Source organism: Thalassospira lucentensis (assembly GCF_001613805.1).
In the GTDB taxonomy this organism is placed as follows: Bacteria; Pseudomonadota; Alphaproteobacteria; order Rhodospirillales; family Thalassospiraceae; genus Thalassospira; species Thalassospira lucentensis_A.
In genome coordinates, this window is the sequence record NZ_LPVY01000010.1 from 1 (window position 1) to 20,134 (window position 20,134).

Here is a 20,134-nt window from a genome sequence, read left to right on the forward strand (position 1 = left end):
TCGTCATTCTGATGACCGGGGTGACGCAGTCGGGTTTCGTGAGTGCGATGTATGGCGGTGCCAGTGGTGGCGGGTTAACCGCCATTACCGGGGCCAATGCCGCCCCCGGTGGCGATCTGATTTTCATCTGCACGGCGGATGGGGTGCGCGCCATATCGTTTGGCAACGCCAGTCCCGATGCCGCGTCACAAAATTCCGGTGGGCATTCTGCCGGTCATGGTTTCTGTTCGCTATGCGCGTCCCATCATGGGGCGATGGCAAGTCTGGACGTGCCGTTTGGCGCGCCGGTTTCAATCATCCATGATGCCGAATACGCGCAAGCCCGCCTGCTTGCCGCCACGATCACCGTGCCGCGCACGCGCTATTCCCGCGCACCCCCGCATTCCATCTGATTTCCCGATACACCCGAAATCAAATTACCGGTGTGATGCAACCAATCCACACCGGACAAGGATGGAAACAAAGATTATGAAAAAACTGTTTGCTGTTATTGCGACCCTGGCCGGTCTGTTCGCTGCGACCCAGGCGTTTGCCGCCGATATCGAAATCAAGGATGCCTGGGCCAAGGCGTCGCTTGGCAAGGTGCCGAATGGCGCGGCCTTCCTGACGGTCGAAAATACCGGCATGGCGGATCGCATTGTCGGGGTGAAATCCGATCTGGCCGATAAAACCGAACTGCACACGCATATCATGGAAAACAACGTCATGAAGATGCGCCCGGTCGAAGGCGGGATCGATGTGCCGATGCATGGTGAACTGATGTTCAAACCGGGCAGCTATCACGTCATGCTGATCGGCCTGCACAAGCCGCTGGTCGAAGGTGAAAAAATCGACGTAACGCTGACCTTTGAAAAGGCGGGCGACATACCGGTGACCATTGATGTGATGGGATCAATGTCCAAAGGCCCGCACGGCGATGCCGGTATGGATCACGGCGACATGAAAATGGGCGATCAGGAACACAAGGGCCACTAAGTCCTCGTTTCGCATATGTCCAAATTATACAGTGGAACGGTTTGCACCGTTCCCCTTTTTTGTCATGATGGTCGGCCATCATCCATCCCATGCAGGGAGTGCGCCATGTCCCGCGATATCACCATCGAAAACCTGATTGAAAAACTCGGCCTGCAACCGCATCCCGAAGGCGGCTTTTATGCCGAAACATTCCGCGCGCTGGAAACCTGCAATCCGGGCAACCGGTATCTTGGCGTGCGATCCACCGGGACCGCGATCTATTACCTGCTGACGCCCGATACCTTTTCGGGCATGCATATCCTGACCAGTGACGAGATTTTCCACCATTACCTTGGCGATCCGGTCGAACAGCTCCAACTGTATGCCGATGGCAGCCACCGGCTGGTTGAAATCGGCAATGATCTTCTGGCGGGGCAGAAGCCGCAAATGATCGTGCCGAAAAATGTCTGGCAGGGGGCGCGCCTGAAACAAGGTGGCAAATTTGCCCTTCTGGGCTGTACGGTGGCACCCGGTTTTGACTTCGCCGATTTCGCCATGGGCAAACGGGCGGACCTTTCGTCGAAATGGCCGGCTGCGGCAACCATGATTGCCGCCTTGACGCGCGACTGAATTTCGGGCGCAATCAGCCGGTCACCCATTTTTCACAGGACTTCCCCAAATGCAGCTTGATACATGGTTGCTGTTTTCCGGCGCGGCCTTGGCGCTTTCGATGGCCCCCGGACCGAATAATCTGCTCGCGATGTTCAATGGCGCGCGCCACGGCGTTGCGTCGGCCGCCATCGGCGGGGCGGGACGACTGCTGGCTTTTGCCCTGATGATCGTTGTGACGGCCATGGGGCTTGGCGTGGTGCTTGCCGCAAGCGAAACCGCCTTTATGATCATCAAGTGGGGTGGGGCGGTCTATCTGATTTATCTTGGCCTCAAAAGCTGGCGAACCAGGGTTGCCGAGCCGGAGGTTCCCGGTGATACCGTCGGCTTTGTCGCCCATCCCGGTGCGATGTCATTGGCCCGGACGGAATTTCTGACCGCGATTGGCAATCCCAAGGCGATCCTGATCTTTACCGCCTTCTTTCCGCAATTCCTTGATCAGGCCGGTTCATACGGCCCGCAATTTGCGATCATGGGCGTGACCTTCATCGCGATGGAGGCCTGTGTTCTTCTGGGCTACGGGCTTGTCGGCGGGCAGGTAAAGGGGCTGATCCGCTCCGCCCGCCACATGCGCTGGCTTAACCGCATCAGCGGCAGCCTCCTGATCGCCGCAGGGGTGCTGCTGGCCCTGACGGACCGCACACGCAACGCGACCTGATCCGCTTTGCTTTGCGGATGTGATGGTCCCGGCCATCACTTTTTCAGGATGGCGCTGGTAATGACATTGAACAGATGATCCGCACGTGGTGCCGATGATGGCTGATCGCCAAGCCAGGCAAGCGCACCCACCATGGCGAACAGGTCACCGCCATCAATGTCGGTGCGCGCAACGCCCTTTTCCTGCGCCCGGACAAGGAGCCTTGTCCCTGCGGCTTTCATGGTAACGCACGACGCATGAAGAGCGGACTCTTCATCCTCAATGGCGGCCACCATCGCGGCAATGACACCGCGATAGTCGTTCGCGCATGCAACAAGATCACGTAGCCACGATACCAGCGCATCATCCGGCGAACTTGCGGTTTCGCGTTCGCGCGCTGATTCTTTCAGCCCGTCAAAGCTCTCGCGCAGCAGGGTTTCAAGCAGTGCCTCGCGCGTTGGAAAATGTCGGTACAGCGTACCAAGTCCCACCCCGGCTTTGCGGGCAATGTCGCGCAAAGATGCTTCCGCACCCTGGTCTTTGACAACCTCCCGTGCGGTGGCAAGCAGATGTTCGTAGTTCTTCTTTGCGTCGGCGCGCATATGTTCCTCTTGACAAACGGAGCACTGCTCCATAAATGCGGATCAGTGCTCCGATTGTGGATAGCACATATGCGATGAAAGAAGAAGCCGTAATGACAAAGACAATGAAGGCGGTCCGTCAGCACGCGTTCGGCGGGCCCGAGGTCATGCGCTACGAGGACGCGCCGATACCTGATCCGGGACCGGGTGAAATAAGGGTCCGGGTGCACGCGGTCGGGATTAATCCGCCCGACTGGTATTTGCGTGATGGCTACAGGATGCTGCCGCCGGAATGGCAGCCGCAAATATCCTTCCCGGTGATACTTGGAACCGACATATCAGGTGTCGTTGACGCCGTTGCCGATGATGTTACCGGCTTTGCGCCAGGAGACGACGTTTACGCCATGGTTCGTTTCCCGTCCGGGCTTGCCGGGGGAAGCAGGGCCTATGCACAATATGTCACGGTCCCTGCATCGGAAGCCGCCCCCAAGCCGGACGGTATTGATCATGTGCATGCGGCGGGGGCGCCCATGTCGCTTCTTACCACGTGGCAGTTCCTGGTTGATCTGGGACATGACGAACCAAATCCGCTTCAGTCCTATCAGCATAAGCCGGTTGAACTTTCGGGAAAAACCGTTCTTGTGAATGGCGCTGCCGGTGGTGTTGGGCATTTTGCCGTGCAGGTCGCAAAACTCAAAGGTGCCAGGGTCATCGCGGTTGCGTCTGGCAAGCACCAGGCGCTTCTGCGCGACTTGGGGGCTGACGAGTTTATCGATTATACGAAAACCCCACCCGAAGACGTCGTGCGGGATCTTGATCTTGTGATTGATGCCCTTGGCGGACCGACCGCCGGGCGTTTCCTGCCCACGATCAAACGGGGTGGTGCCCTTTTCCCGGTGTTCCCGCTGGGCTTTTCCAGTCACGAAGAAGCTGAAAAGCTTGGTATTACGGTATCGGCAACGCAGGTTCGGTCAAACGGCGATCAACTGGCGGAGCTTGCCGGTCTGCTGAGTGACGGCACACTTCGCGTCGTGCTCGACAGCACATACCCGCTTGCTGATGCCCGCAAGGCTCATGAACGTGCAGCCAAAGGGCACATTCAGGGCAAGATCGTGCTTGTGGTGGAATGACATGATCATTCTGATGGGGCACATTCATGTTGATCCACATGAAATTGATCAGTTCATCGCCGACCTTCAGGTGATCGCGCGTAATGCAAAACCCGAGAAAGGCTGCCTTTTTTATGCGGTTAATCCTGATGCGGCATGCCCGGGGCGTCTCGTGATTGCCGAACGTTGGCGCGATCAATCGTCACTGAAAGCCCATCTTGAAACGTCAGAGGTTTTAACCTTCGTGCATAACTGGCAAGGCAGGATGAGAAGCGAGATACAGCAATATCAGGCCACGCACGAAGAAACATTCTTGGGCTGAGTTTTGTTCTCGGAGTTCCATACAGCCAGCAAAGCCTTTGCAGGCTTTCTTGTGACCCTGAAAGGCTCAGGGGCGCAGCTTGTTAAAGCGCGCCCCCTTGCTCCCTTGTCTACCCGGATATCCGGGCGATCGCCTGTTTTCAGGCGATTTCTTCGACCCGATGGCAAGCCACCTCGCGGCCTTCATACATGCGCAATTCAGGACGAACCTGTGCGCAATGGTCGGTCGCGAACGGGCAGCGTTTATGAAACGCACAGCCCGACGGCGGATTGATCGGTGAAGGCAGTTCGCCTTTCAGCGGCTCTGCCTTGACGCGATGCGCCGGATCGATCTTTGGTGCCGATGCCAGAAGCGCCCTTGTATAGGGATGCAGCGGTTTGGCAAAGATTTCTTCGGTCGGTCCCTTTTCAGCGACGCGCCCCAAATACATCACCATGACGTCATCTGCAATATGGCGAACGACAGAAAGATCGTGCGAGATGAAGACATAGGCGACATTCATCTCTTCCTGCAGGTCCATCATCAGGTTCAGAACCTGTGCCTGGACCGACACGTCAAGGGCGGAAACCGGTTCATCGGCAACGATGACTTTCGGTTCAAGGATCAGCGCGCGCGCAATCGCGATACGCTGACGCTGCCCGCCGGAAAACATATGCGGATAGCGCCCGTAAAATTCGGGGCGCAGGCCAACCTTGGCCATGGTTTCGCGCACACGTTCCTCGCGCTCCTTGCGACCCAGATCCATGTTAAGCAACACCGGCTCGCCAAGGATCTGGCCGACTTTCTTGCGCGGGTTCAGCGACCCGTAAGGGTTCTGGAAGATCATCTGAACCGTGCGACGGAACAGTTTCGCTTCCCTGTCACTCAGATCACCAACCGCTTCGCCGTTGATTTTAAGCCCGCCTGCGCTGGGCTTTTCAATCAGGGTCAACTGACGGCCAAGCGTGGACTTGCCACAACCGGACTCGCCAACAACCGCCAGCGTCTTTTTGGCTTCGAGCGTAAAGGAAACACCATCAAGCGCCTTGACCATCGCACTTGGTTTGCCAAGGCCGCGGCTGACTTCGTAGTGACGGACAAGATCATCGGATTCCAGCAGCGGAACACCGGGTTTTGCATCAAGGAAGCTCATTACACGGTCTCCCCGGTTGTTTGGCCGGTCGGCTGGCCGTGGTCGTCAAGCGGATAGAAACAGCGGACATCGCGCCCGTTATAGGCACCAACATCGGGGCGTTCGACAACGCAACGATCATTGGCATACCGGCAACGCGGTGCCAGAAGACAGCCCGCCGGGCGGTCATACTGACCCGGAACCACACCGGGGATGGTGCGCAGGCGATCATGCCCTTCGGAACGTTCCGGCAACGCCTCAAGCAACGCCTGGGTATAGGGATGACGCGGGGCGGCAAAGATGCTGTCGGCCGGGCCACTTTCAAAAAGCTGACCGGCATACATCACCTGAATGCGATCAGCCGCTTCCGATACCAGTGCCAGATCGTGCGTGATCAGGATCAGGGCCATATCACTATCGTCCTGCAATTTCAGCAGCAGGTCGATGATCTGGGCCTGAATGGTCACGTCAAGGGCGGTGGTCGGTTCATCGGCAATCAGCAGGCGCGGATTGCACGCAATCGCCATCGCAATCACGATACGCTGGCTCATCCCGCCCGAAAGCTGGTGGGGATAGGCGGTCATGCGCGATTTCGGATCGGGAATGCCAACCTGGTTCAGAAGGTCAAGCGTACGTTCACGCCGCTCCTTTTTCGAACCACCCTCATGGACTTTCAGGGCTTCCATGATCTGGGCTTCAACCGTAAAGCACGGATTAAGCGCCGACATCGGATCCTGGAAGATCATGCCGATATCCTTGCCCGTAATCGCACGGCGCTTGCCGGGCGACATCGTCAGCAGGTCCTGCCCATCAAAGGTCAGGCTGTCGGCGGTAACACGACCGGGGAAGTCGATCAGGCCCATAACGGCAAGCGAGGATACGGATTTACCCGAACCCGACTCACCGACGATGCCAAGGACTTCGCCGCGATCAACGGAATAACTTACATTATCAACAGCGCGGAACGGCCGGTCTTCGGAGCCGAACTCGACTGTCAGGTTTTTAACTTCGAGAAGAGCCATGACTTACCGCTTCATCTTGGGATCAAGGGCATCGCGCAGACCATCACCCATCAGGTTGAAGGCAAGCACGGTGACGAGGATGCAAAGGCCGGGGAAGGTGATCACCCACCATGCCGATCCCACGAATTCGCGGGCTTCGGCCAGCATGGTGCCCCATTCCGGCAGCGGCGGCTGCGCGCCAAGGCCAAGGAAGCCAAGGGCCGCAGCATCAAGGATGGCACTGGAAATGCCCAATGTGCCCTGAACGATCAGGGGTGCCATGCAGTTCGGCAGGATATTGACGAACATCTGGCGGATATGACCGGCACCGGCAATCTGCGATGCGATGACATATTCCTTGTTCAGTTCGGACACCACCGAGGCACGCGACAGGCGCACATAATGCGGCAACTGGACAATCGCAATCGCCAGCATGGCGTTTTCAAGCCCCGGGCCGAGGATCGCGACAATCGCCATCGCCATGATCAGGCTGGGCAGGGCCAGCATGGTATCCATCATGCGCATGATGCCGACTTCGATCCAGCCGCGGAAATATCCGGCAACCAGTCCAAGAACGATACCGGCGATCATTGAAATGATCACGACGAACACGCCGATGGTCACCGAAAGCTGCGCACCATGGATCAGGCGTGACAGGATGTCGCGACCAACCGCGTCGGTACCAAGGATATAGCGCGGATCGGCACCTTCCATCCAGATCGGCGGTTTCAGGAACGCGGTGCGGTCCTGTGCAATCGGATCAAACGGGGCAATCCACTGGGCGAATGCCGCCATGAACAGGATAAAGCAGATAACGATCAGCCCGACATAAGCGCCACGGTTCTTGCGGAAATAATTCCACGTTTCCATAAACGGGCTGGGCGGATTGATCTTCTGGTCTTCGACGGCCACCACTTCGGCTGCTGCCGTTTCGGGGGTGGTCGATTGGGTGTTCTGGTTTGTCATTTCCCGTGCCCCCTTAACGCTTGTGCCGGATGCGGGGATTGATCACCCCATACATCAGATCGACGAACAGATTGACCCCCATAACCACGAAGGCAATCATCAAGATGCCGCCCTGGATGGTCGGGTAATCGCGGCGGTTCAGCGCCTCGACAATCCATTTGCCAATACCGGGCCACGAGAAAATGGTTTCAGTCAGAATTGCACCGGCAAACAGCACACCGACCTGAAGGCCGATCACCGTAATCACCGGGATCAGGGCATTGCGAAGCGCATGAACCATGATCACCCGCATCGGGGCAAGGCCCTTGGCTCGCGCAACACGTATATATTCCTCGCCCAGAACTTCAAGCATCGAAGAGCGTGTCATACGCGCAATCACGGCCATCGGAATGGTGCCAAGCGCAATCGTTGGCAGGATCAGATGACGGAGCGCACTGATAAACGCGCCTTTTTCATCGCTGAGCAATGTGTCGATCAGCATGAAACCGGTGGTCGGCTCGATGTAATACATGATCGACAGGCGACCGGAAACCGGGGTCCAGCCAAGCGTCGTCGAAAAGAACATGATCAGTAACAGCGCCCACCAGAAGATGGGCATTGAATATCCTGTCAGCGATAAACTCATGGTCAGGTGGTCAAGCCACTTTCCCCTGTTGATCGCGGCAATAACCCCCAATGGCAGACCGACAATGATCGCAAACAATATCCCCGCGATGGAAAGCTCGATCGTTGCCGGGAACAGGGTCGCGAATTCTTCGATCACCGGACGCTTGGTGACGAAGGATTCACCAAGATCACCCTGCAAAACGCCGCCAAGATAGTCGAAATACTGAACGACAAGCGGTCTGTCGAAACCATATTCCTTTTGCAGTTCGGCGTATCGTTCGGGACTGATACTGCGCTCGCCTGCTCGCATCTGGATCGGGTCGCTCGGGATCAGGTGAATCATCAGAAACACCAGAATGGTAACGCCAAAGAAGGTCGGTATGACGTCACCCAAACGGCGTAAAAGGAAACCTAGCATGCCATTGGGCCTTTTTAGCATCCGCGCGCAATGCCTGCGGGCGGACATCTCTCTCTATTGCGGAATTGCAAAGAGGCCCGGAAAACCGGGCCTCTTCGGCAAGGTGTAGGGGCGTCTTATTCTTTGATATCGACGCCGTAGAAGATGTGACCGCCAAACGGATCGATCTTGTAGTCGACAACTTCGTTACGGATCGGTTCGAAAACGATCGAGTGCGCGATGGTTGCCCACGGTGCTTCACGTTTGAAGACGGTCTGGGCTTCTTCGTACAGACGGGTACGTTCAAGAACATCCGAAGTGGTTTTCGCCTGCTGGATCAGGCTGTCGAATTCCTCGTTGCACCACTGTGCACGGTTTGCACTGCCAACGGCATCGCAACCCAGCAGAACAGCAAGGAAGTTGTCGGGGTCACCGTTGTCGCCGGTCCAGCCGAGCATGAAGCTGCCCTGTTCACCATTTTTGGTGCGCTCAAGGTATTCGCCCCACTCGTAGGAAACGATTTCGGCATTCACGCCAATCGCGGCCCAGTCAGCCTGAACGAGTTCAGCCATACGGCGTGCGTTCGGGTTGTAGGGACGCTGTACCGGCATGGCCCAGATATCGGTGGTGAAACCATCCGGATAACCGGCTTCTGCCAGCAATTTCTTGGCTGCTTCCGGATCATACGGATCGTCAACGGTATCGTTGTTGTACGACCAGATGGTCGGCGGGATCGGGTTTTTGGCGGCAACGCCTGCACCCTGATAAACACCCTCGATGATGGCGGCTTTGTTGATCGCCATGTTCAGTGCCTTACGGACACGTGCATCGGTGAACGGCTCTTTCTTGGTGTTGTAACCAAGATAACCGACGTTCAGACCTTCCTGGCTCATCAGGTTGATGTCGCCATCGGCTTCCATCGCTTCCAGATCAGCCGGGTTCGGGTATGGCATGACATGGCATTCGCCGGCTTTCAGCTTCTGGTAACGAACCGTGCTGTCCGGGGTGATGGCAAAGATCAGGTTATCGATCGGTGCCTTGCCTTCCCAGTATTCCGGGAACGCTTTGTAACGGATGACCGCATCTTTCTGATACTGGACAACCTGGAACGGACCGGTACCGACCGGGTTCAGGTCGATCTGTTCCGGTGTACCGGCAGCCATCAGCTGATCGGCATATTCACCCGACAGGATGGATGCGAAATCCATCGCCATGTTGGCGATGAACGGTGCTTCCGGACGGTTCAGAACGAATTTGACGGTGTAATCGTCAACCTTGACGATGTCCTTGATCAGTTCGCCCATGGACATCGAGTTGAAATACTCGTAACCGCCACCCGAAACCGCATGGTACGGATGATCTTTGTCCCACTGGCGACGGAACGAGAAGATCACGTCGTCTGCGTTGAAATCGCGGGTCGGGGTGAAGGCATCGGTGGTCTGGAATTTAACGCCTTTACGCAGGTTAAAGGTGTATTCCGTGCCATCGGCCGATACGTCCCAGCTGGTTGCAAGGCCCGGAACGATGGTGGTCGTGCCGCGCTTGAACTGTACCAGACGGTTGAATACCTGACGCGAGGTGGCGTCAAAGGTGGTACCCGCGGTGTAAAGCTGCGGGTTGAAGCCTTCCGGGCTTCCTTCCGAGCAATAAACCAGGGTTTTTGCCGAAGCGGCAGTCGGAGCAGCAAGCGCAGTCGCTGCAAGCAGACCTGCACCGATCGCCGCTTTGACGAAATTCGCTTTCATATAAGATGCCTCCCTCAAGGCTGGCCCAAACAATTTGCACGGGTGGCTGCTGGCCTTGAACGGCTCATGCATTGCAATTTGTGCAAAGGGTCGGGCGGGTTTACCCGATCCAACAGTTATGTTGGCAATCGACGAGGGAAAATAATCAGGGTTTCTGCGTATCGTCAACGTTTCCTGCGGGGTTCTACGTAGGACGACCTGATCGGATGAATGATGAATTTATGTCAAGTGTCTGTTATTTTTATGAAATTGTCCCCCACAATCGGGTATGGGAGCCGTGCATTTTTTTCGGGGCTACTGATGACCGAACGGAAAAACACATAAAGCTAACGTGCTTTTCCGTCCGATCTATCTTCTTGAAATTTCTAGATTCGTTTGATTGCTGAACCACTTACACGGGTCAATTGCGCGTAATGCGATCATTAAGTTCACTGATTTGCGCGATATCCGTGTTCCACGCCGTCACAAATCGGTAAATATCCGCGCCCAATGACGGCCACGGATGGAATAACGCCCCGGCATCACGCATCCGTTGCGCAAGCTCCGGGGCAAGCTTCACAAAAAGCTCGTTGCCGTCGGCGGCATGCGCCAATGTCGCCCCATGCGACACCAGCATGTCACAAAGGGTTCTGGCCGCCCCGTTGGCGTGGCGCGCATTGCGCAGCCAAAGATCATCCTTCACATAGGCCAGAAGCTGTGAAGCCAGATAACGATGCTTGGAATAAAGATGGCCGCTGCGTTTGCGGGCCTGCTCGACCCTGCTGCGCAGTGACGTATCAAACAGGACAATCGCATCAACCGCCTGCGCGCCGTTTTTGGTTGCCCCAAAACTGATCGCATCGACACCGGCCTTCCACGTGATATCGGCCGGGTGGCAATCCAGATGCGCAACCGCATTGGCAAACCGCGCCCCATCCATGAACAGCCGAAGGTCGCGGCTTTGGCAGATCGCGCCAATGGCTGCAACTTCATCGGCGGTGTAAACCGTGCCCAGTTCGGTCGCCTGCGTGATCGCAACGCATTCCGGGGCGACTGAATGGACCCCACGATCCACCCGGCTTGCCAGAAAGGCATCCAGATTGTCGGCTTCAAGCTTTGCCGCCGGGCCATCAACCGGCATCAGCTTCGCCCCGCCGGTAAAGAACGCAACGCCGGTGCTTTCATCTTCGTTGATATGGGCCTCGTGATGGCAGACGATGCCACCAAACGGCGATACCAGTGCCGACAGGCTAATGCAGTTTGCTGCGGTCCCGGTGGCAACCGGAACAACCGCGACCTCACGGTCAAACAATTCGGAAAAGGCCGCGTCAAGCTGACGGCTGGTTTCATCCGCCCCATAGGCCGGTGCGTTGCCATAGGCTTCGTGCTCCAGCGCACTCAGGATTTCCGGGCACAGGGGCGATACATTGTCAGAGGCAAAATTCATCGAACGGGTCCGTGTCTTGTGGTGGCGTCGATATGCTGCGGGAATTGCGCCGCAGCCAGACCGCCCTTTATCACACGCGATCCGTTCGAATGGCAATGATGCCTATAGTGTTTCCGGTAACGCGCGGATCGCCTCAATCGGGCTGTTCCAGCCGCTAACAAAGCGAAACGCATCCGGCCCGACCGCGGGCCATGGCCGAAAGACCAGCCCGGCCTTGCGCAACCGTTCGGCCAGATCATCATCCATATGCACAAACAGCTCGTTGCCCTGCGGGGCAAAGGCCGCCCGCGCACCAAGGGTTTCAAGCGACTGGCAAAGGGCGCTTGCGGCCTGATTGGCATGGCGCGCATTACGCAGCCAAAGATCATCCTTCACATAGGCCAGAAGCTGTGCCGCCAGATAGCGGTGCTTGGAAAACAGATGCCCGCCGCGCTTGCGTGCCTTTTCGACCCGACCGCGCAATGACGGGTCAAACAGGATGATTGCATCCACCGCCATCGCCCCGTTCTTGGTGGCGCCAAAACTTAAAACGTCAAGCCCGGCCTTCCATGTGATATCGGCCGGGTGGCAACCAAGGGCGGCAATCGCATTGGCAAACCGCGCCCCGTCCATGAAAAACTTCATGCCATGCGCCTTGGCGACCTTCCCAATCGCCTGGACTTCTTCAACGTCATAGATCGTGCCGAATTCGGTCGCCTGCGTAATGGCCACACATTCGGGATCAACCGAATGCATGCCATGGGTGTTTTCGCGGGTTAAAAACGCATCAAGTGTCTCGGGCAACAGCTTTGCCGATGGCCCCTCCATGGTCAGAAGCTTCGCCCCGTTGCCATAAAATGCCACCCCGGTCGATTCCGTGCGGTTGATATGCGCCTGATGATGGCAGGCCACCCCGCCAAACGGCGACACCAGTGCCGACAATCCGACAAGATTTGCCGCCGTCCCCGTTGCCACCGGCACCACCGCGACCTCCTTGCCAAACAGGTCCGAAAACGCGTGATCAAGCTGCTGGCTTGCCGCGTCCGCACCATAGGGCAGGGCAGGATCGCTGGCCTCGGCAATCGCAGCAAGGATTTCCGGGCAGATCGGTGACACATTATCAGACGAAAAATTCATCGGGGCCTCGTTATCAATGGTGGCGATGGGCAAATAAAAAGCCTGCTTACGGTTTAACGCAAGCAGGCTTTGAAATTAACATGATATCCGGCCTTTAAACGGCCGTGCCACCAACAGTCAGGCCATCAATGCGCAAGGTCGGCTGACCAACACCAACCGGAACACCCTGGCCATCCTTGCCGCACGTGCCGATGCCTTCATCAAGTTTCATGTCATTGCCGATCATGGAAACCTTGGTCAGGCTATCGGGGCCATTGCCAATCAGGGTCGCCCCCTTGACCGGCGCGCCAAGCTTGCCGTTTTCGATCAGATAGGCCTCGGATGCGGAAAACACGAACTTGCCCGATGTGATATCGACCTGCCCGCCACCGAAATTGACCGCATAAATGCCTTTCTTGACCGACGCCAGGATTTCACCCGGGTCCTTGTCACCGCCCAGCATATAGGTATTGGTCATGCGCGGCATCGGCGCATGGGCATAGGATTGACGCCGTCCATTGCCGGTGGATTTCACACCCGTCAGGCGCGCATTCAGGCGGTCCTGCATGAAACCCTTCAGGATGCCATCCTCGATCAGGACCGTGCGCTGGGTCGGGGTGCCTTCATCATCAATCGAAAGCGACCCGCGGCGATCATGGATCGTGCCGTCATCAACAACCGTGACACCCGGCGATGCAATCCGCTGGCCAAGCAAACCGGCAAAGGCCGATGTGCCCTTGCGGTTAAAGTCGCCCTCAAGCCCGTGGCCGATGGCTTCATGCAGCAAAATGCCCGGCCAGCCCGGACCAAGCACCACGGTCATCTCGCCCGCAGGCGCCGCAACCGATTCAAGGTTCAGCGTCGCCTGACGCAATGCTTCGTCAACTGCCGATTTCCAGCTTTTTTCTTCAAAGAACCCGTCATAGCCAATGCGTCCGCCCTGACCATGCGATCCGGTTTCCATGCGGTCGCCCTGCTTGACGACGACCGATACGTTAAACCGCACCAACGGGCGAATATCGCCAATCCGCTGCCCGCCACTGCGCCAGATCTGTACTGCCTGCCAGTTACCCGAAATCGATGCGGAAACCTGCACCACGCGCGGGTCCTTGGCGCGCGCATAGGCATCGATCTTGCCCAGCAGATCAACCTTCGCCTCGAACGTGGCTTCACCCAGCGGATTGACATCGGAATAAAGCGACACATTGGTGCCGATCGATCCCAGATCGACCTTGCCCGACCGGCCATTGCCAACCGCCTTGACGGTCTCGGCCGCACGGCCAACCGCATCATTGGAAAGCTCGTTGGAATGCGAAAAGGCGGTGGCTTCATCGGCAACCGCACGCAGGCCAAAACCCTGTGCGGTGTCGAAATTGGCACTGCGCAGGCGGCCATCATCCCAAGTCAGGCTTTCGGACTGCCGGTATTCAAGGAAAAGTTCCCCGTCTTCCGCCGCACCCAGCGCATCATTGACCTGCTTTTCAAGCCGGTCGCGATCAAGGTCGCCATTGGCGAAAAACAGGCTGTCGGTTTTGCTCAGATCGGTCATGAAACCTCCTTGCGGGCGTGCCGGATGGCAACAGATGGGCGACGGGCGGCCAGTTTTGGCCATGCGGGCGATTTTCGCCTGTAAGTTAAAGCATCTGTGACAGTATTTTCCCTTACGTTTTCAGGGCTATCTGCCACCTTGGACTTTCGTCTATACAGAACGTGTCGGGGCGTGCCCCGAAGGCTCTATATAGACCGCAATGGCCAATTATGAAAGCCCGTGGCAATGTTTGTTGAACATCCCCAGCGTGTCGCCCTTCATAACGAAATCCATGCCCGCCCGTTTGGCGGGGTACAAAGCCCGGCCCGCTGCACCTGCATCGCCTTTCACGCGGGCGAGGAACTTGATACCGATGTCCGCGATCATTTTCAGGGCTTCTGCCAACGATACAGCCTGACACCCCCGGCACCCGATCAGAAATATTACGAAGCCCAGTGCGACGGCTTTTCCGTCATCTGGGAACGCCATGCGGAATTCACGGTCTATGTCTTCAAACGGCAGGCCGCCTTTGATCATCCGTTTGATGATCCGGTCATCAACCTGATCCCGCAGGACTGGCTTGCCGCGACGCCGGGGCAGCTTCTGGTTGGCTTGCACATTGCGATGGATCGCGACGAACGTTCGTCTGATGAAGTATCGCGCCTGTTTGATCATAACGGCCTGACCGGCAGCCGCGTTTTGGGCGGCACGGCGATGGTCTGGACCGATTTTCGCCTGCATGGCGATGGCTTTGGCCGCATCCTGATCCGCGATCAGGGCCTCGAAGTCCTGCAGGCCGGGCGCCTGATCCAGCGGCTCAAGGAAATCGAGGTCTATCGCATGATGGCGTTGCTGGCCTTTCCGCTGGCTCATTGCGCAACCCCCAAGGTCTCGGAAATCGATACCCGCCTGTCATCGATCACCGCCGAAATGGCCAGCAAATCGCACACCGACGACGAAGGCACCCTGCAAAAACTGACCGACCTTGCCGCCCAGACCGAAGAAATGGCCGCATCGCTGAATTACCGGTTCAGCGCGGCGCGCGCCTATTACCGCATCCTGCAGGCCCGCCTTGTCGAACTGCGCGAGGAACGCGTCGAAGGCCTGCAAACCATGACCGAGTTTATGGAACGCCGTCTGGCACCGGCAATGCGCACCTGCCAGAATATCGGGGATCGCCTCGAAGTACTGTCGAAACGGGTGGCCCGCGCCAACAACCTGCTCCGCACCCGGGTCGATATCCTGCTCGAAGCCCAAAACCGCGACCTGCTGGCCAGCATGGACCGCCGTGTGAAACTGCAACTCCGCCTGCAACAAACCGTCGAAGGCCTGTCGGTGGCGGCGATCACCTATTACGCCGTCGGGCTTTTGGGATATCTGTTCAAGGCGCTAAAGGATACCGGCCTTCCAATCAACGACCGCGTCGCCACCGGCATCGCCGTGCCTGTAGTGTTGGTGGTTATCTGGATTTCTATGTTTCAAGTAAAAAAGGCTTTGCGCGGAGACGATGAGTAGACCTAATATTAGGTTGATTAAATCTATTTATTTTTGGTGTTGGTGAGGGCCCTGAGTGATTAAATTGAGAGAACTCCCATGACATTATGTGCTGTTTGGAAACACGAGAATACGCTTCACCTCGCGTCAGATAGCCGGGTGAATCTTGGGGCTGCAGGGCGAGCAGATATTGCTATCAAAATTGGGCGGGAACATTATTCGATATATGCTCCTTACGACAGGAATTTCGAAAAAGTCGAAATTGCCAGTGGTGATTTAGCCTTTTGTTATGCAGGAAGTGGTCTAGGGGCAATATTTATGAAGGAATCACTTTCTGATATTTTGAATGAACTACAAATAGTTCCCGGTGAGCACGAAGCGTCTTTGTCTTCTGTCGTAAAGGTGGTGTTTGAAGCCTATAAGGTCATCTCTATAAAATTAGCAGAGATATTGCAGAGTCTTGCTTTTGTGCATTTAATTGTTGCAGGGTTTTGCAGGCATTCGAACTGTTTTCGTGCGTTTCAGATGCTTCCCATACCATTTGACTCTTCGGCATCCAGCATTCAGGAGTACCAAATGGAAGAGGTGCTCGTTGGAAACTCGAACTACTTGTTTTTTGGAAGTGGAAAGGGGGAGGCCGAGAAGGAGTTTCAAAAACAATATGAGGATGGCCTTTCTCTCAGAATAATAAGGACTTTCAAGAATATAATTAAGAATAATTTGCGTGACGACGTTGGAGGTAGCCTTCAATATGGAAGGTTCGAACAGGGTGTGTTTAAGACTTTTGCTGAAAAGGAGAACGATACCGAAAGCCAAGCTGGAGTAAGATGCCGGCGAGGAGCTCTGGACATGCGGGCACCTGAGTTAGAAAGACTTTTTTCGTTTGAATACCCGTGGGTTATTTTAGACGAAATATGAACGTTCAAAGTTGAAATGGGCAGGCTTATCTTTGATATTGAGGATGCGGAAAACGAGTCTAGTTGTGGGTTTAGGTTCCGATAGTAACAAAGCTTTTTGGCATTAAGCTGGCTGTGCGCAGCTTATAGGTAGCAAATGTGGTCGTTCCGACCAGAATGACCGCCCCCGCCTGATGCGCCACACCCAGCGGCAGCCACACAACCGACAGCAGTGTTGAAATCCCCAACGTTACCTGAAGGCAAACCGCCGCCAGCACCAGATGGGTGGCAAGGCGTTGCTGCGGTGTCAGGTTCCATTTCCCGGCCCGCCACCAGAACAGGATCACCATGACAAAGGTCAGTTTCGCCAGCCACCGGTGATCCCACTGCACCGTCATATGGTCCTCAAACGGGGCCAGCCATGCCGGGCTATAGACAAACAGCCCGTCGGGGATCAGTTGCCCGTCCATCAGCGGGAAGGTGTTATAGGTATGCCCGGCATTGATCCCGGCAACAAAGCCGCCCGAAAGGGCGGTAAACACGATCAGCGCCAGAAGCTGCCAGCCGCGTTTCGACGCATGGGTTGAAATGCCGCGCGGGGCATACTGGTTAAGCCCGACCCACATCAACGCGATGAAAATCACCAGCGCCAGACCGAAATGCGCGGTCAGGCGGTACTGGCTGACATCGGGGCGGTCGACAAGGCCGCTCATGACCATGTACCAGCCCATCGCACCCTGCAACCCGCCAAGGATGAACAGGCCCCAAAGCTTCCATTTGGTCGCGCCATCAATGGATTTTTTGGCAAGGAACCAGACAAACGGGATAAAGAACACAACGCCAATCAACCGGCCCCAAAGCCGGTGAATGAATTCCAGCCAGAAGATCGATTTGAAATCCTCGACCGACATCCAGGCATTGATCTTCTGGAATTCCGGATACTGGCTGTATTGCCGATAAAGCGCCATCCAGTCCGCCTCGTTCATCGGCGGGATGATCCCGGTAAAGGGCCGCCATTCCACGATGGAAAGCCCGGACTCGGTCAACCGCGTCAGGCCGCCAATCACCACCATGATGAACACCATGGCCGCCACAAAAAACAGCCACATCGCAACATTCCTGTGCGGGGTGGGGGCGATGGAACCGGTGGCAGGGGCGGGGGACGATACGCTGCTGGTTTGCTCAATCGAGGACATCGGCGGGATCTCTTTGTCATGCGAAGCGCTTAATTTCGCGCCCAATATAGGGTGAAATTTCAAAAAGTGCAGGAAAAGCTTCACCGCAACGTTTCTACGTCCAATTTCTACGTCCGTCATCGGAGCCGGATCATGGTTTTATTAACGCAATAAATAGTGTTCTATAAATATAAAACACATAAAAAATGTATTGAATTATCCGATATACACACCCATAGTCTTAATCAACCAACAGAAACTTTCTTTTGAGGATCGACGATGTTTCCCATCAATCTGGACCTTGCGCGGCTTTCGGTCGCGCTGGTGGGCAACGGTCAGGCAACCCTGAACCGTTTGCGCCAGCTTGACGGTGATGGGGCGAAATACGTCACCGTTTATGCCGAAGACCCGATTGCCGAACTGGTGGACCAGGCCGGCGACCGGCTGCACCGCTATCTCCCGAATTCGGCCGATGTCAACGCGGCCGCGATCATGTTTATTGTTGATTTGCCGCATGAAAAGGCCGCCGAACTGGCCGCCATCGCCAAGGCCGTCGGCACCATCGCCAATGTCGAGGACGTCAAGGAATACTGTGATTTTTTCTCGCCAGCGCGGGTCACGCGCGGTGATCTGATGATTACGGTGTCGACCAACGGCCACAGCCCGCGTCTGGCCGGCCGTATCCGCCATGCGATTGAAAACTGGCTGGTGCCCAAATGGGATCAGCGCCTGCGCGAGCTTTCCGATCAGCGCGAGAAATGGAAGGCCGATGGGGCGGATATGAAGCAGCTCCTGAAAATGACGGACGATTATATCGACCGTCGGGGATGGTTGTGATGACAGTCATGCGCGAAGAAGACATTGTTACCGGCGGCTCGATGTCGGTCGAGGAGGCCGAAGTCCGCGCGGCCGATCTGCTGTCGCGATACGGCCACTTGCAGGGCATTTCCCTGATCGAACCGATGGTGCATGAGGAATTCAATGGCAAAATCACCATGACCTCGTCGTTTGGGACAGAGGCCGCGGCTTTGCTGGCCCTCGTGTCCGAGGTCGATCCGAACCTGCCGGTGATCTTCCTGGATACCCGCAAGCTGTTTGGCGAAACCCATCGCTATCGTGAACAGCTCGTTGATCAGCTTGGCCTGACCAATATCCAGATCATGCGCCCGGATGAAAAGCTTCTGGCGGCCGATGATCCCAACGGCATGCTGTTTGCCAGCGATACCGCCAAATGCTGCTATCTGCGCAAGGTCGAACCACTGCAACGCGCGCTTAAGGGTTATGATGCTTGGCTGACCGGGCGCAAACGCTTCCACGGTGGCGAACGCGGGCAACTGCCCGTGATCGAAACCGCCGGAACCCGGATCAAGATCAATCCGCTGGCGGGCTATAACCGGTCTGACATCGAAGATATCTTTGAAAACCGCGCCTTGCCGCATCACCCGCTGGAGGCCGAAGGCTTCCTGTCCATCGGCTGCATGCCATGCACCGATCGCGTTGATCCCAATTCAACCGATGTCCGTGCCGGTCGCTGGGCCGGGCAGGACAAGACCGAATGCGGCATCCACTACATCATCTGAAAATCAAAGCCCGGTCCTTGTGCCGGGCTTTTCAGACTGCGGGCAAAACATTCCCAATCAGCATTCCCAAGCAGATCGTCATTCCCGCGAAGGCGGGAATCCAGTCTCTTCCAATCGGGCATGGATTCCGGGTCTGCGCTGCGCTTCGCCCGGAATGACGATTTGATCAATTACCAACCCAATCCAGCCACCCAGCAGCCCCCGGCATCACCAAACGCCACCGAACGGACGGACCACTCCCCGGACGGACCAAGCTGCCCCGAACAAGCACCCGCCGCCCTCGGTTGCCCCAAAACGCACCTCACCCCAAGGGCAACAACGTTGTCGCATGGCAGGCACACAAATCCCGCCATCGATGACCGGCCCTTCGGCATCTCCGAACGATCCATCGGCCCGCTGACAACCGATCCTGCCTGCCACCCCGGCAACCCGGCCAAACGATCCCGTGCCGACCCAATCCGGGCGCAATTCGGGCCCGCTGATTCTCGGCATTGTCACGCTTCACCGACCGGACTGACCCCGGACTGGACCAACTTGGCCCCGGCACTCGCCGCCCCGTTCAAATGCCCTTGCCCCAAGGGCACATCTCTCCCGTCATGATAAACCACAGTTTTCGTAAATCTCGCGTGGCCTCACGGCCCAAACGCACGACCGCCGTAATGACTTTTCCATGCACCCATGATGGCCCTTTGGCGATACCGCCCCCGCCATGTCATCCCGTCAGATCGCTGCCCCGTCATCGTCCCATTCCTGTTTTTGCCGCCCGAAACGCAAAAACCCGCAAAAGCGAATCACGCTTTGCGGGTTTTGTCTCCGGACCCATTTGTCCTGTTGACTTTATC

Annotated in this window: 20 protein-coding genes; 10 read left to right on the plus strand and 10 right to left on the minus strand. The window is 56.6% G+C overall.

The annotated features are described in order from the left end of the window. From AUP42_RS09930 to AUP42_RS09945, 4 genes are all read left to right on the plus strand, one after another. On the plus strand, nt 1–392 hold a 392-nt coding region (locus AUP42_RS09930; RefSeq protein ID WP_156484592.1), incomplete at its 5' end, for a DUF2946 family protein. Between the two features lie 76 nt (nt 393–468). Beyond that, entirely contained in the window at nt 469–975 is a 507-nt protein-coding gene (locus AUP42_RS09935) for a copper chaperone PCu(A)C (RefSeq protein ID WP_231858229.1), read from the plus strand. Between the two features lie 105 nt (nt 976–1,080). After that, nucleotides 1,081–1,584 (plus strand): cupin domain-containing protein, encoded by a 504-nt coding sequence (locus AUP42_RS09940; protein ID WP_062951474.1) that lies wholly within the window; start codon nt 1,081–1,083, stop codon nt 1,582–1,584. Nucleotides 1,585–1,633: 49 nt separating this feature from the next. Further along, nucleotides 1,634–2,281 (plus strand): LysE family translocator, encoded by a 648-nt coding sequence (locus AUP42_RS09945; protein WP_062951475.1) that lies wholly within the window; start codon nt 1,634–1,636, stop codon nt 2,279–2,281. Nucleotides 2,282–2,316: 35 nt separating this feature from the next. Here AUP42_RS09945 and AUP42_RS09950 read toward each other — a convergent pair whose 3' ends face one another. Beyond that, complete coding sequence (locus AUP42_RS09950; protein ID WP_062951476.1) at nt 2,317–2,862, minus strand: TetR/AcrR family transcriptional regulator; 546 nt, start codon at nt 2,860–2,862, stop codon at nt 2,317–2,319. Nucleotides 2,863–2,954: 92 nt separating this feature from the next. Here AUP42_RS09950 and AUP42_RS09955 point away from each other — a divergent pair, with 92 nt between their 5' ends. Both AUP42_RS09955 and AUP42_RS09960 read left to right on the plus strand, forming a co-directional pair. Further along, nucleotides 2,955–3,971 (plus strand): NADP-dependent oxidoreductase, encoded by a 1,017-nt coding sequence (locus AUP42_RS09955; protein WP_062951487.1) that lies wholly within the window; start codon nt 2,955–2,957, stop codon nt 3,969–3,971. 1 nt (nt 3,972) lies between these two features. Next, nucleotides 3,973–4,272, plus strand: coding sequence for a putative quinol monooxygenase (locus AUP42_RS09960; protein ID WP_062951477.1), 300 nt, complete (start codon nt 3,973–3,975; stop codon nt 4,270–4,272). 139 nt (nt 4,273–4,411) lie between these two features. Here the strand turns inward: AUP42_RS09960 and AUP42_RS09965 are convergent, their stop codons facing one another. From AUP42_RS09965 to tldD, 8 genes are all read right to left on the minus strand, one after another. Beyond that, nucleotides 4,412–5,404, minus strand: a complete 993-nt coding sequence (locus AUP42_RS09965; RefSeq protein ID WP_062951478.1) for a peptide ABC transporter ATP-binding protein — start codon at nt 5,402–5,404, stop codon at nt 4,412–4,414. Beyond that, the gene (gene dppD / locus AUP42_RS09970) at nt 5,404–6,405 is read right to left on the minus strand and encodes a dipeptide ABC transporter ATP-binding protein (protein WP_062951479.1); all 1,002 of its coding nucleotides are present in this window, start codon (nt 6,403–6,405) and stop codon (nt 5,404–5,406) included. The genes AUP42_RS09965 and dppD overlap by 1 nt, the downstream gene beginning before the upstream one ends. Nucleotides 6,406–6,408: 3 nt before the next feature. Beyond that, entirely contained in the window at nt 6,409–7,350 is a 942-nt protein-coding gene (locus AUP42_RS09975) for an ABC transporter permease subunit (RefSeq protein WP_037991200.1), read from the minus strand. A gap of 13 nt (nt 7,351–7,363) precedes the next feature. After that, the gene (locus tag AUP42_RS09980) at nt 7,364–8,374 is read right to left on the minus strand and encodes an ABC transporter permease subunit (RefSeq protein ID WP_037991198.1); all 1,011 of its coding nucleotides are present in this window, start codon (nt 8,372–8,374) and stop codon (nt 7,364–7,366) included. Nucleotides 8,375–8,490: 116 nt separating this feature from the next. Further along, nucleotides 8,491–10,098 carry an ABC transporter substrate-binding protein gene (locus tag AUP42_RS09985; RefSeq protein WP_037991195.1) on the minus strand — a complete coding sequence of 536 codons (1,608 nt, stop codon included), beginning with the start codon at nt 10,096–10,098 and terminating at the stop codon, nt 8,491–8,493. A 400-nt stretch (nt 10,099–10,498) separates the two neighbouring features. Next, nucleotides 10,499–11,524 (minus strand): threonine aldolase family protein, encoded by a 1,026-nt coding sequence (locus tag AUP42_RS09990; protein ID WP_062951480.1) that lies wholly within the window; start codon nt 11,522–11,524, stop codon nt 10,499–10,501. A 102-nt stretch (nt 11,525–11,626) separates the two neighbouring features. Next, nucleotides 11,627–12,640 carry a threonine aldolase family protein gene (locus tag AUP42_RS09995; RefSeq protein ID WP_062951488.1) on the minus strand — a complete coding sequence of 338 codons (1,014 nt, stop codon included), beginning with the start codon at nt 12,638–12,640 and terminating at the stop codon, nt 11,627–11,629. A 94-nt stretch (nt 12,641–12,734) separates the two neighbouring features. Beyond that, nucleotides 12,735–14,168: a metalloprotease TldD gene (gene tldD, locus AUP42_RS10000; protein WP_062951481.1), complete on the minus strand. Its 1,434-nt coding sequence runs from the start codon at nt 14,166–14,168 to the stop codon at nt 12,735–12,737. Nucleotides 14,169–14,393: 225 nt separating this feature from the next. Here tldD and AUP42_RS10005 point away from each other — a divergent pair, with 225 nt between their 5' ends. Both AUP42_RS10005 and AUP42_RS10010 read left to right on the plus strand, forming a co-directional pair. Continuing rightward, nucleotides 14,394–15,662, plus strand: a complete 1,269-nt coding sequence (locus AUP42_RS10005; RefSeq protein ID WP_062951482.1) for a DUF3422 family protein — start codon at nt 14,394–14,396, stop codon at nt 15,660–15,662. Between the two features lie 78 nt (nt 15,663–15,740). Next, nucleotides 15,741–16,559 carry a hypothetical protein gene (locus tag AUP42_RS10010; protein ID WP_062951483.1) on the plus strand — a complete coding sequence of 273 codons (819 nt, stop codon included), beginning with the start codon at nt 15,741–15,743 and terminating at the stop codon, nt 16,557–16,559. A gap of 70 nt (nt 16,560–16,629) precedes the next feature. Here the strand turns inward: AUP42_RS10010 and AUP42_RS10015 are convergent, their stop codons facing one another. Next, on the minus strand, nt 16,630–17,733 hold the full coding sequence (locus AUP42_RS10015) for a COX15/CtaA family protein (RefSeq protein WP_231858230.1): 1,104 nt from the start codon (nt 17,731–17,733) through the stop codon (nt 16,630–16,632). A gap of 258 nt (nt 17,734–17,991) precedes the next feature. Here AUP42_RS10015 and AUP42_RS10020 point away from each other — a divergent pair, with 258 nt between their 5' ends. Together AUP42_RS10020 and AUP42_RS10025 are read left to right on the plus strand one after the other, a co-directional pair. Next, on the plus strand, nt 17,992–18,549 hold the full coding sequence (locus AUP42_RS10020) for a precorrin-2 dehydrogenase/sirohydrochlorin ferrochelatase family protein (protein ID WP_062951485.1): 558 nt from the start codon (nt 17,992–17,994) through the stop codon (nt 18,547–18,549). Then, the gene (locus AUP42_RS10025; protein ID WP_331710657.1) at nt 18,549–19,292 is read left to right on the plus strand and encodes a phosphoadenylyl-sulfate reductase; all 744 of its coding nucleotides are present in this window, start codon (nt 18,549–18,551) and stop codon (nt 19,290–19,292) included. Before AUP42_RS10020 ends, AUP42_RS10025 begins: the two co-directional genes overlap by 1 nt. Nucleotides 19,293–20,134: the final 842 nt, after the last annotated feature.

Excerpts from the sequence above, each read along its gene's own strand:
- AUP42_RS10015 (WP_231858230.1), bottom strand. The coding sequence starts at position 17,733 with ATGTCCTCGATTGAGCAAACCAGCAGCGTATCGTCCCCCGCCCCTGCC.
- AUP42_RS09940 (WP_062951474.1), top strand. The coding sequence starts at position 1,081 with ATGTCCCGCGATATCACCATCGAAAACCTGATTGAAAAACTCGGCCTG.
- tldD (WP_062951481.1), bottom strand. The coding sequence starts at position 14,168 with ATGACCGATCTGAGCAAAACCGACAGCCTGTTTTTCGCCAATGGCGAC.
- AUP42_RS09965 (WP_062951478.1), bottom strand. The coding sequence starts at position 5,404 with ATGAGCTTCCTTGATGCAAAACCCGGTGTTCCGCTGCTGGAATCCGAT.
- AUP42_RS09980 (WP_037991198.1), bottom strand. The coding sequence starts at position 8,374 with ATGCTAGGTTTCCTTTTACGCCGTTTGGGTGACGTCATACCGACCTTC.
- AUP42_RS09935 (WP_231858229.1), top strand. The coding sequence starts at position 469 with ATGAAAAAACTGTTTGCTGTTATTGCGACCCTGGCCGGTCTGTTCGCT.
- AUP42_RS09950 (WP_062951476.1), bottom strand. The coding sequence starts at position 2,862 with ATGCGCGCCGACGCAAAGAAGAACTACGAACATCTGCTTGCCACCGCA.
- AUP42_RS09960 (WP_062951477.1), top strand. The coding sequence starts at position 3,973 with ATGATCATTCTGATGGGGCACATTCATGTTGATCCACATGAAATTGAT.
- AUP42_RS09995 (WP_062951488.1), bottom strand. The coding sequence starts at position 12,640 with ATGAATTTTTCGTCTGATAATGTGTCACCGATCTGCCCGGAAATCCTT.
- AUP42_RS10005 (WP_062951482.1), top strand. The coding sequence starts at position 14,394 with ATGTTTGTTGAACATCCCCAGCGTGTCGCCCTTCATAACGAAATCCAT.
- AUP42_RS09945 (WP_062951475.1), top strand. The coding sequence starts at position 1,634 with ATGCAGCTTGATACATGGTTGCTGTTTTCCGGCGCGGCCTTGGCGCTT.
- AUP42_RS10010 (WP_062951483.1), top strand. The coding sequence starts at position 15,741 with ATGACATTATGTGCTGTTTGGAAACACGAGAATACGCTTCACCTCGCG.
- dppD (WP_062951479.1), bottom strand. The coding sequence starts at position 6,405 with ATGGCTCTTCTCGAAGTTAAAAACCTGACAGTCGAGTTCGGCTCCGAA.
- AUP42_RS09985 (WP_037991195.1), bottom strand. The coding sequence starts at position 10,098 with ATGAAAGCGAATTTCGTCAAAGCGGCGATCGGTGCAGGTCTGCTTGCA.
- AUP42_RS10025 (WP_331710657.1), top strand. The coding sequence starts at position 18,549 with ATGACAGTCATGCGCGAAGAAGACATTGTTACCGGCGGCTCGATGTCG.
- AUP42_RS09990 (WP_062951480.1), bottom strand. The coding sequence starts at position 11,524 with ATGAATTTTGCCTCTGACAATGTATCGCCCCTGTGCCCGGAAATCCTG.
- AUP42_RS09955 (WP_062951487.1), top strand. The coding sequence starts at position 2,955 with ATGACAAAGACAATGAAGGCGGTCCGTCAGCACGCGTTCGGCGGGCCC.
- AUP42_RS10020 (WP_062951485.1), top strand. The coding sequence starts at position 17,992 with ATGTTTCCCATCAATCTGGACCTTGCGCGGCTTTCGGTCGCGCTGGTG.
- AUP42_RS09975 (WP_037991200.1), bottom strand. The coding sequence starts at position 7,350 with ATGACAAACCAGAACACCCAATCGACCACCCCCGAAACGGCAGCAGCC.